5 protein-coding genes are annotated in these 10,595 nt (G+C 67.8%); 4 read left to right on the top strand and 1 reads right to left on the bottom strand.

The window, feature by feature from the left end:
• Positions 1-48: 48 nt before the first annotated feature.
• Positions 49-2,628: a S1C family serine protease gene (locus R5W23_RS20720; protein ID WP_320687931.1), complete on the bottom strand. Its 2,580-nt coding sequence runs from the start codon at positions 2,626-2,628 to the stop codon at positions 49-51.
• Between the two features lie 557 nt (positions 2,629-3,185).
• On the opposite strand from R5W23_RS20720, the gene R5W23_RS20715 reads away from it, so the two are divergent.
• From R5W23_RS20715 to R5W23_RS20700, 4 genes are all read left to right on the top strand, one after another.
• Positions 3,186-3,590 carry a hypothetical protein gene (locus R5W23_RS20715; protein WP_320687930.1) on the top strand — a complete coding sequence of 135 codons (405 nt, stop codon included), beginning with the start codon at positions 3,186-3,188 and terminating at the stop codon, positions 3,588-3,590.
• Between the two features lie 62 nt (positions 3,591-3,652).
• Positions 3,653-4,813, top strand: coding sequence for a CobW family GTP-binding protein (locus tag R5W23_RS20710; RefSeq protein ID WP_320687929.1), 1,161 nt, complete (start codon positions 3,653-3,655; stop codon positions 4,811-4,813).
• A complete protein-coding gene (locus tag R5W23_RS20705; RefSeq protein WP_261185706.1) occupies positions 4,810-5,337 on the top strand; it encodes an SHOCT domain-containing protein in 528 nt (175 codons plus the stop codon). Before R5W23_RS20710 ends, R5W23_RS20705 begins: the two co-directional genes overlap by 4 nt.
• 143 nt (positions 5,338-5,480) lie before the next feature.
• The coding region (locus R5W23_RS20700; protein ID WP_320687928.1) for a PVC-type heme-binding CxxCH protein at positions 5,481-10,595 on the top strand (5,115 nt) is incomplete at its 3' end.

The following is a 10,595-nucleotide window of genomic DNA, read 5'->3' as shown; positions in this document are numbered from 1 at the left end:
GGTGGCGGAACCGAAAGCAGTTCCGCCACCGTGCTCGTTCCCACAGCCTCACTTGCCGACCCGCACCGTAAACGTGTGGAACACTTCCTGTCCGGTCTCGTCCCGGACGGACAGGATCACCTCGTGGCTGCCGAGCGCGTCGGCCGGCACCGCCCACGTCACCAGCCCGTCCGCGGACACCGCCATGCCCTTCGGCCCGCTGTCGAGCTGGTACGTGATTTTGGTACTCTTCGCCCGGACCTTGACCGGGTAGCTGTACGGCGCGCCGGCCTTCACCTCGGGCGGCGGTTGGGAGGCGACTAGCAGGTAGTTCAGCCCGGACTTCTCGAGCGCGGCGTCGGCGTCGAACTTGTGCAGCAGCACCTGATCGTTGCTCGCCGGCAGTACCGCAATCACCTTCGCGTCGGGCACGAAGAACACCCGCTTCCACGGGCCGAACGTTTCGCGGTCCCAGCCGTCGAACGAGAGCCCGTGCTCGGCCCGGTCGAGCCTCGCGAGCGGTTGCTTGATGCCGCGCAGGTACGCCGTGAACCCGCCGCCTTTGCCGCCCGCGGCCGTGGTGAGCGACAGGAAGTAGTCGCCGCGCACCGCCGGGAGGCAGTAGCCGTAGCTCGTGTCGTCGGGGTCGCCCCGTTTGAGCGTGCGCGATGCGATGCCCTTGCCGGTGAACACGGTTTTGCCGTCCGGACCCGGGATCGAGTGCATCATGTCGCCCTCGGTGTACCGCTTCACCACCCTGCCTTCGATCACGAACGTGGTGGTGGTGCTCGGCGAGTAATGCGTGTTCCACGAGCCGAAGACGGTACCGTCCCCGGACGCGAACACCCGCGCGTCCGGATCCCAGATGCGGTCGCTCTTATCACTGTTGACAAATGGCATCTGCCTGAAAGTAGCGAGGTCGAGGAAGTAGCCGTTCGCGACCAGCGGGCCGTTCGACCCGCACCCCATGAAAAGGGTCTTGAGGTCCTCCTTGAACGGCGGCGGCCCGGACTTCTCCAGTTCGAACGTAGTAAGGCTCCACCGCTCCAGTTTCCCGGCCCGCTTCAGCCCGATCACGACGCAATCCAGCCCCGCGGTGTAGGTGATGTCCTCTTCCGCGAGCGGGAGGTACCTAGTGACGCGGGCCGCGCTGACATCGAACACGGCCAACTTCTTGAGCTTCGGCAGTTGAAAAATCAGGTAGCGCCCACCGCCACCGACGGCCACATCTGTGAACACTTCTGGGAGCCGCTTAACGACCTTGTCGCCGTCTAGCGCCGGCGGGGTGATGGAGACCGTATTGGGATCCGCCGGTGCAACCGCGAGCGGGGCGCTCGCGGTTACACCACCGGGCGCGGCACCGCCGGGCGCGGCACCGCCGTTAGCCGTTGCGGGCCGTTCAACCGCCGGCCCGGTTAGTTGGCTCTCGACCCGCGCTATCTCCTTGCCGTTGGCTGTGGCAACGACCGTCGCAACGACGGGGGCGGGCTCCAGCTTCTCAAACGTCAGTTGCGCGGCCTTCGCCAGATCGACCTTGAACTTCTGCCCCTCCACATCCAGTTCGACCAGCCCGAGCCCGGTCGCCGCTCCTTCAACAGTGGTGCCGTCAGCCAGCAGCGCCTTCGACTTGGTCTGGCCCGCATCGAGTCGCTGGACGCTGCTGAACCGCAGGACCCGGCCGCCGACCTTCAGCACCGCGTCGTCGGTGGTGCCGGTGACGCCACGGTTCCCGTTGCCGAACCGGGCCGAAACCTCGACCCGCGCGGCGGGCATTTTGGCCTGCGGAGCGGCAGTCACGGCCCAGGTGCCGTTCGCAGCTTTCATCGGGAACTCGCGCGGTTTCTCGTCGCCGGTCCGCAGGAGCAGCTTCAGGTCCGGCTCCGGCGCCCCCGGAACGAGTGCCGTGACCCTGGCCTTGAACTCGACCGGCCGGCCCAGATCCGCAGGGGTCACCGCAGGCGGTACGAACGTGATGTCCGGCGCCTTCAGGAACCGTTCGAGCTGGTTCACCGGGACCGCCAGGTTGATGCTCTTGCCCCCTATCCCGCCCACCACCACGCCGACGACCTTGCCGTTGTCGTCCAGCACCGGGCCGCCGGAGTTGCCGAAGGTGACCGCGACGTCAATCTGAACGAACTGCAACTCGCGGTCCTTGTGCCGCAGTGCCGTTACGCTTCCGGCGTTCACACTGATCGCGGGGTACTCCTTACGGTCGGTCGCGAGGGCCCTGCCGAGCGGGAACCCACACGCGACCACGTCCGCAAGCTCTGCGAGCGCCTCGGCGGAGCCGAGCGTCAGGGCCGGCAGGTCCTTCGCCCCGACCACGCGGAGCAAAGCCAGGTCGGTGCCCTTGTCCGCGCGCACCACCTTCGCTTGAAGGACTCGCTGCGTATCGAGCGACGGGTTGAGTACTAACGTCACCTCACCCGCGACCCCGCGAACCACGTGCTCGTTGGTGACGAACAGCCCCGACGGGTGGATACAGAACGCGGTCCCCGTGCCCCGGCCGGGCACGTCGACGAACGCGGTCGCCGCCTTCCCACGTTTCGCGATCTCGACCCTTGAGGGCTTGTCGGCGCGCCCCGCAACGGGCGCCGCGGAGAGCAGCATACCGGCCAGCAGAGCGGCGCCGGCGGCAAGTCGGAACATAGGCGAAGCTCCTTCGCTTGAAAGTAGTTTCAGGCTTCAGCCCCCAAGCCCGGAAGGGATTCCGCATGAAGCCGGCCGGTGCCAGGACGCACCGCGCTACGGACCTGGGCTGGAAACTTAAAACTCCTGTTGAGGGTGCGTCTGCAGGTGATGGTAGCACGGGGCCGTGCGGCGGCATAGTTTCCGCGGGCGGACCCGCTTCTTCTCGACCCCTCGGCCAGGTTCCTGTGGTCCCGGTCAAGCGCAACGGTTCAACGTGCTGGAGTGGCACCGGGCACTAAGTCGCAGAAATTGGGACGCGCGAAGCGTTCCCCGCCTGTGTTCTGTAGCCGACCCTCATGAGGCGAGTGCGACACCACCTGTCTCGCGCTCGGTAAGGAGTGACGGGACCGTTGTTGGCATTACGCACCCCGCGCGTGTTCGTTCTTGCACCCGTCGCATCGACTGAATAGTATCACTATCCCGGACGACACGGGGCCTCTCATGTGGCCCCGTGTCGTCGCGCGGATTGTCACGCGATCAACACGGTTCGGGCACCTTCGACGCGGAGATTACGGATGCGATACGGTTCGATGTGTCTGCTCGCGGTCGCCGCCGCGTCCGTCGTTCTCCTTTTCGGCCGGGCCGGCGGGCAACCGCCCGTCAAGGGCACGGAGAAAGAGCACTCCTTCGGCGACATTGTCCTCTACATCGTCACGAAACCGAAGGACTCGAAAAGCGATTCGGGGTACGCGCTGTACGAAAAGCCCACCATCGTCCACCTCGCGGGCCGCCCGTTCATCGTCGGCACGGTGCCCGACTACGGTGACGAAGAGATCGCAAAAGCGGCGGCCGGCAAGCGCGTCTGGACGCCGGTGTCCGATGTCGTGCAAATGACCGAGTTCAAGACCTTGGCGGAGGCGAAGAGGTACTTCACGGCCCCCGTAAAGCCCGCCGAGAAGGCGGGGCTGCGCCGCGATTGAACCCGGCCGCGCGCGGTATAGTAACGGTGCCAGCCGCGCCGCATTACCGCACGAAAGAGCCGATGCACGCCGTCCCGACCAACCTGATTACCGGCTTCCTCGGGGTCGGTAAGACCACCGCCGTGATCGACCTCCTTCAGCGCAAGGAGAAGGGCTCGCGGTGGGCCGTGCTGGTGAACGAGTACGGCGCCGTCTCTATCGACGACGCCCTGATCGAGGGGAGCGCCCCCGAGGGCGTGACGGTGCGCGAGGTGGGCGGCGGGTGCGTGTGCTGCGCCAGCGCGCCGTTCCTGCCGGTGGCGATCCACTTCTTGCTGCTCGAGGCCCGGCCCGAACGGCTCATCATCGAGACCACGGGGCTCGGGCACCCGGCCCGCCTCCTCGACTCGCTCCGCATGAGCTACCACGGGCGGCTCGACGTGCGGGCCACGATCGGCATCGTCGACCCGCACGACTTCGCGAAGCCGGAGATGCGCGACAACCCGGTCTTCGTGGACCAGATCCAGATGGCGGACGTGCTGGTGATGAACAAGCTCGACGCCGCCGCGCCCGAACTCGTCTCGGACTTCCAGAGCTGGGCGAACGGGCTGTTCCCGCCCAAGCTCCTCATCGCGGGCACGACGCAGGGGCGCCTCGATCCGGCGTGGCTCGACCTCAGCGCGAACGACGAACGCCTGCCGCTGTTCCCGCAACCTCGGTTCCCGGCCCCCGCTCCTAGGAAGGGAGGGGGAGAGAAAGGCAACCTACCCCCCGCCCCCCTCCCTGAAGGGAGGGGGAGTTCGTCTGGTCCGCTAAGCGCACCAGACTCGCAAGCCGCTGGAGAAGCGGCTTCTCTCCCCTTCCCTTCAGGGAGGGGGCCGGGGGGTGGGTCGCCTTTCTCCCCCTCCACAGAGGACGGGGGGCGAGGTTCCGGCGTCAGACGTTACCTTTCAGCCGGCGGGCCGGCGTGCGGGTGGGTGTTCGACCCGCAAATCGTGTTCGACGAGGCCAAGCTGCTCGCCCTTCTGGCGAATACCCGTGAGGTCACGCGCCTGAAGGGCGTCTTTCACCTGCCGGACGAGTGGGCGGCCGTGAACCGGGCGGGGAGCGCGCTCAGCGTGAACCCCACGGCGTACCGGCGCGACAGCCGGATCGAGGTGTTCGCCGCCGGATTGGACTGGGCCGTGTTCGAGCGCGAACTGCTGGCTTGCCTCCTCATTCCAGGTGAAGGGGGATCGACGTGAGCATCGCGGACGAGTTGAAGAAGCTCGAAGGGCTGCGCTGGAACGGCACCCTGACGGAGTCCGAATTCGCCCAGGCGAAGGCCGCAATTCTGGCGCAACTGACGCCGGTGCCCGAATCGGGCGCGGCGGACGAGAAACTCGGCGAGCACCTCGCGGCGGTCCGCTACCAGAACGAACTCGAGCGCATTGACCGCGAGTGGGAGCAAGAACGTGAACAGTACATGACAACTGGCAAGGACGGATCGCGCCACGTTCCGACCGCCGGCGACGGGCTCGTGACCGCGTCGTTCACCGGTGTGTTCGGGGCTTTATGGACGATCCTCGCCTTCTCGATAATGGACTTTGAATCGAACTTCGGGCCGCCGCTCGTCATCCGCATCGTCTTCCCGCTGTTCGGGGCTGTGTTCGCCGCGTTCGGCATCTGGGCCGGCATCCAGACGGCCCAGAAGGCCGAAGCGTACACCCAGGCGCACGCCGCGTATCAGCGCCGCCGTGCGGCGCTGAACCCCGACAGCTTCCGCTAACGCGTCTCGTCTCCGAGGGCCCGGTGCGCGCGGCCGTGAAGACGGTCGCGCGTCAGTTCCCGTTTCCCCCGCCCGCCGCGTCTGGTACAACAAATCTCTCCTACCTGAAATCGCTCCTCAACGCCGCTTTTCGGAGGCGCTCTATGCCAGTCGGCCGCACTCTCCTCGCCGTCGGCCTCGTGCTGGGGTCGGCGGCGGTGCTGCTCGCGCTCAAACGCCCGGCGGGCACCGCGGTGCCCGCCGAGGCCGCACCGACCGCCACGACCGCCGCGGCCCCCGGGCCATTCAAGCTCGAAAAGGGCGACCACGTCTGCATCATCGGCAACACCCTCGCCGACCGGATGCAGCACGACGGCTGGGTCGAAACGTTCCTGTACGCCCGCAACCCGGACCTCGACCTCACGGTCCGCAACCTGGGCTACTCCGGCGACGAGCCGGGGCTGCGGCTGCGGAGCGAGGACTTCGGCACCCCGGACCAGTGGCTCGCCGCCAAGGCCCCGGTGCCGAAACCGAACCTGGTCGCGGACAAGAGCGTCGTGAACCCGAACCGGTTCGAGAAGGCCGGCACCAACGCCGACGTGATCTTCGCCTTCTTCGGCTACAACGAGTCGTGGGCCGGCGAGGCCGGCTTGCCGAAGTTCAAGGGCGACCTCGAAGCGTTCGTCAAGCACACGCTGGCCCAGAAATACAACGGCAAGTCGGCCCCGCGGCTGGTGCTGTTCTCGCCGATCGCGTTCGAGGACCACAAGTCGCCGAACCTGCCGACGGGCGAAGCGGTCGTCGCGATCAACAAGAACCTGGAACTGTACACCGGCGCCATTTCCGAAGTGGCGAAGGCGAACGGGGCTCACTTCGTTGACCTGTTCGCGCCGCTGAAGGCGGCCTACGCAGGGGCTCAGAAGCCGCTGACGATCAACGGCGTCCACCTGAACGAGGACGGCAACCGGAAGCTCGGGGAGGCCATCGACGCCGCCCTGGTTCCGGACGTGAAGAAGTACGCGCCGCCGGACGAAGCCCTCATGGCCAAGCTCCGGCCCGCGGTACAGGATAAGGCGTTCCACTGGTACCAGCGGTACCGCGTCACCGACGGCTACTCCACTTACGGCGGCCGGGCGTGGCTCAAGTTCGTCGGCGGGCAGAGCAACTACGAGGTGGTGCAGAAGGAGCTGGAACGGCTCGACGTGATGACCGCCAACCGCGACAAGGTGATCTGGGCCGCGGCGAAGGGTCAGGAGGCGAAGCCCGACGACAGCAACCTGCCCAAAGAGGTGCCGGTCACGACCAACAAGCCCGGCGCCGGCCCGAACGGCACGCACCTCTTCCTCTCGGGTGAAGAGGCCATCCAGAAGATGACCATCGGCAAGGGGCTGAAGGTCCAACTGTTCGCCAGCGAAGAGAAGTGGCCGGAGCTGGCGAAGCCGGTGCAGATGGCGTGGGACGCGAAGGGCCGGCTGTGGGTGGCGGTGTGGCCCAGCTACCCGCACTGGAAGCCGGGCGAGCCGTACAACGACAAGCTCCTGATTTTCGAGGACACCGACGGCGACGGCAAGGCCGACAAGATGACCGAGTTCGCCGGCGGGCTCCAGAACCCGACCGGGTTCGAGTTCTACAACGGCGGGGTGCTCGTCGCCCAGGCGCCGGAGCTGGTGTTCCTCAAGGACACCAACGGCGACGACAAGGCCGACGTGCGCGAGCGCGTCCTCCACGGCCTCGACACCGCGGACACGCACCACACCTCCAACAGCTTCGCCCTCGACCCGGGCGGCGCGGTCTACTTCCAGGAAGGGACGTTCCACCACTCGCAGGTCGAAGACCCCTACGGGCCGGTGAAGCGGGTCGCCAACGGGGCGGTGTTCCGGTACGAGCCGCGCACCCAGAAGTTCGACGTGTACGTGACCTACGGGTTCGCCAACCCGCACGGGCACGTGTTCGACAAGTGGGGCCAGGACATCGTCGTCGACGGCACCGGCGCGAACCCGTACCACGCCGCCCTGTTCAGCGGCCACCTGCCGTACCCGCAGAAGCACGGCCGCACCCCGCAGGTGTACCAGCAGCGGACCCGGCCGTGCGGCGGCATCGAGATCCTCTCCAGCCAGCACTTCCCGGCGGACTGGGAGGGGAACCTGATCGTCACCAACTGCATCGGGTTCCAGGGCATCCTGCGGTACCGCCTCTCGGACCTGGGCGGGAGCATCACGGGCCAGGAGCAGGAGCCGATCCTCAGCAGCAGCGACCCGAACTTCCGCCCGGTGGACGCGAAGACCGGGCCGGACGGCGCGCTGTACTTCATCGACTGGCAGAACCCGATCATCGGGCACATGCAGCACAACCTGCGGGACCCGAGCCGCGACCGCACCAAGGGCCGCATCTACAAGGTCACCTACGACGGCCGCCAGCCCTCGCAGGCGCCCAAAATCAGCGGCGAGAAGACCGAAGAACTCGTGAAGCTTCTGGCGCACCCGGAGGACCGCGTCCGCGCCCGCGCCAAGATCGAACTCGGGGCGCGCAAGAGTGACGAGGTGCTTGCCGCCGCGCTGAAATGGATCGCCGCCCCGGACCCGAAGCCGCAGAACCTGGAAGCGTTCGAGCACGACCGGCTCGAGGTGCTGTGGCTGCACCAGTACCACAACGTAGTGAACGAGAAGCTGCTGAAGGACGTTCTCGGGTCGTTCGACTTCCGCGCCCGTGCCGCGGCGGTGCGGGTGCTGTGCTACTGGCGCGACCGGGTGCCCGACTCGCTCGAACTGCTCAAGAAGCTCGCGGGGGACGCGCACCCGCGCGTGCGTCTGGAGGCGGTCCGGGCGGCGAGCTTCTACACGGTGCCGGAGGCCGCCGAGGTGGTCTTCGTCGCGCAGGACCGGCCGGCGGACCAGTTCGTCGAGCACGTCGCGAAGGAGACGATGCGGGCGCTCGACCCGATCGTGAAGAAGGCGATCGCCGATAAGCGGCCGATCAAGTTCACCACCGCCGCCGGCGCCCGGTACTTCCTGAAGTCCGTGGCGACCGACGACCTGCTCAAGATGGACCGCACCCCGGCCGTGTACCTGGAACTGCTGTTCCGCCCGGGCGTGCGCGACGAGTTCCGCCGCGAAGCGCTGGCGGCCCTGGCGAAGCAGGACCAGAAGCCGGAACTGGCGGTGCTCGTCAACGTCATCGCCCAGCACGACGAGTCCGCCGCCACGGAAGAAAGTGTGGCGTTCGATCTGGCCCGACTGTTGACCTCGCGGCCCCAGGCCGAGTTGGCCGCGGCCCGCGCCGAACTGGCCGCCCTCGCCCAGAAGGGCCGCACCGCGACCACCCGGCAGATGGGGCACGTGGCGCTCATCGCCGCCGACGGCGCCGTCGAACAGGCGTGGGCCGCGGCGACCAAGTCGGTGGGCGCGCTGACGGACTTCATCAACGCCGCCCCGATGGTGCGCGACCCCGGCGCGCGGGCCGCCCTGTACCCGAAGGTCAAGGAGCTGCTCACCGCGCTGCCGCCGGAACTCGCGAAGACGGTCGCGGCCGGCAAGAGCGTGAACGGCCGGTACGTGCGCATCGAGCTGCCCGGCAAGCAGCGCACGCTCACCCTGGCCGAGGTACAAGTGTTCTCCGAAGGCGCGAACGCCGCCCTCAAGGGTAAGGCGACCCAGAGCAGCACCGGGGCCGGCGGGGCCGCGGGCCGCGCGATCGACGGCAAGACGAGCGGGGCGTACAACGACGGCACCTCGACCCACACCCAGGAGGGCACCGACGACCCGTGGTGGGAGGTGGACCTCGGGCGCGAGGTGCCGGTGGAGACGGTCGTGGTGTGGAACCGCACCGACGGCAACCTCGGGTCGCGGCTCAACAACTTCGTGGTTCGTGTGCTCGACGCCGACAAGCGGACCGTGTTCCAGGCGGTCAAGAACCCGGCCCCGAAGGACAAGGCCGAGTTCAAGGTGGGCAGCGGCTCGCCGGACCGGGTCATCCGCCGGGCCGCGATGTTCGCGCTGGCGACCGTCCGCGGCCAGGAAGCGGACGCGTTCAAGGCGATCGCGAAGTTCCTCGGCGACGAGGGCGACCGCGCCGCGGCGGTGCAGGCCCTGTTGCGCATCCAGTCGCGCGACTGGCCGAAGGACGAGGCGCAGGCCACGCTCGACGTGGTGCTGAAGTACATCCGCTCGCTGCCGGTGGCGGAGCGCACCGCGCCCACCGCCCTCGACTTCATGCAGCTCGGCGAGAGCCTCGCGGCCCTGCTCGACCCTGCCGCGGCCAAGGCGGCGCGCAAGGAGTTGGCCGACATCGGGGTCCGCGTGATCCGCGTGGGCACGCTGTTCGACCAGATGAGCTACGACAAGGAGCGGTTCGTGGTGGCGGCCGGCAAGCCGGTGGAGTTCGTGTTCGAGAACACGGACATCATGCCGCACAACTTCGTGATCGTGGCGCCCGGCAACCTCGAGAAGGTGGGGGCAGCGGCCGAGGCGTTCGCGACCACGCCGGCCGCCGCGGCGAAGCAGTACGTGCCCGACATGCCGAGCGGGGTGGTGCTGCTGAAGAGCAAGCTGCTCCAGACCCGGCAGAGCGAGCAACTGAAGTTCGCCGCGCCGAAGGAGCCGGGCATCTACCCATACGTTTGCACGTACCCGGGCCACTGGCGGCGGATGCACGGCGCGCTGTACGTGGTCGCGGACCTGGAGGCGTACCAGGAGAGCCCGGAGGCGTACCTCGCGAAGAACCCGCTGCCCGTGAAGGACGACCTCCTGAAGTTCAACCGCCCGCGCACCGAGTGGAAGCTCGAAGAGCTGGCCGACGCGGTGCAGGAGATGGAGATGAAGGGCGGCCGCAACTTCGCCAACGGGCGGCAGATGTTCACCGTGGCGACGTGCGTGGCGTGCCACAAGTTCGGCGGCCAGGGGAACGAGTTCGGCCCGGACCTGGCCAAGCTCGACCCCAAGGTGTTCAAGACCGCGGCGGACGTGCTCGACCACATCCTGGAGCCGTCCAAGCGGATCGACGACAAGTACGCCGCGCACCGGTTCGTCCTGAACGACGAGAAGGCCCTCGTGGGGATGATCGTCGAGGAGAAGGACGGCGTGGTGAAGGTCATCGAGAACCCGCTGGCGAGCGCCAAGCCGCGGGAGATCAAGCGCGCCGACATCGCGGAGCAGAAGAAGGCCCCGACGTCGATGATGTCGAAGGGGCTGCTGGACAAGCTGTCGCGCGACGAGGTGCTGGACCTGATCGCCTACGTGTGGAGCCGCGGCGACCCGAAGAGCAAGTTCTTCGGCGCCGGGCAC

The organism is Gemmata algarum (genome assembly GCF_034097035.1).
GTDB classification, from domain to species: domain Bacteria; phylum Planctomycetota; class Planctomycetia; order Gemmatales; family Gemmataceae; genus Gemmata; species Gemmata algarum.
Note: the sequence above shows the minus strand (reverse complement) of the source record. Positions and strands in the feature narration are given on the sequence as shown.

What these genes read in the sequence shown, in the direction of transcription:
- R5W23_RS20720 (WP_320687931.1), bottom strand. Translation starts at nt 2,628, where the DNA reads ATGTTCCGACTTGCCGCCGGCGCCGCTCTGCTGGCCGGTATGCTGCTC.
- R5W23_RS20715 (WP_320687930.1), top strand. Translation starts at nt 3,186, where the DNA reads ATGCGATACGGTTCGATGTGTCTGCTCGCGGTCGCCGCCGCGTCCGTC.
- R5W23_RS20710 (WP_320687929.1), top strand. Translation starts at nt 3,653, where the DNA reads ATGCACGCCGTCCCGACCAACCTGATTACCGGCTTCCTCGGGGTCGGT.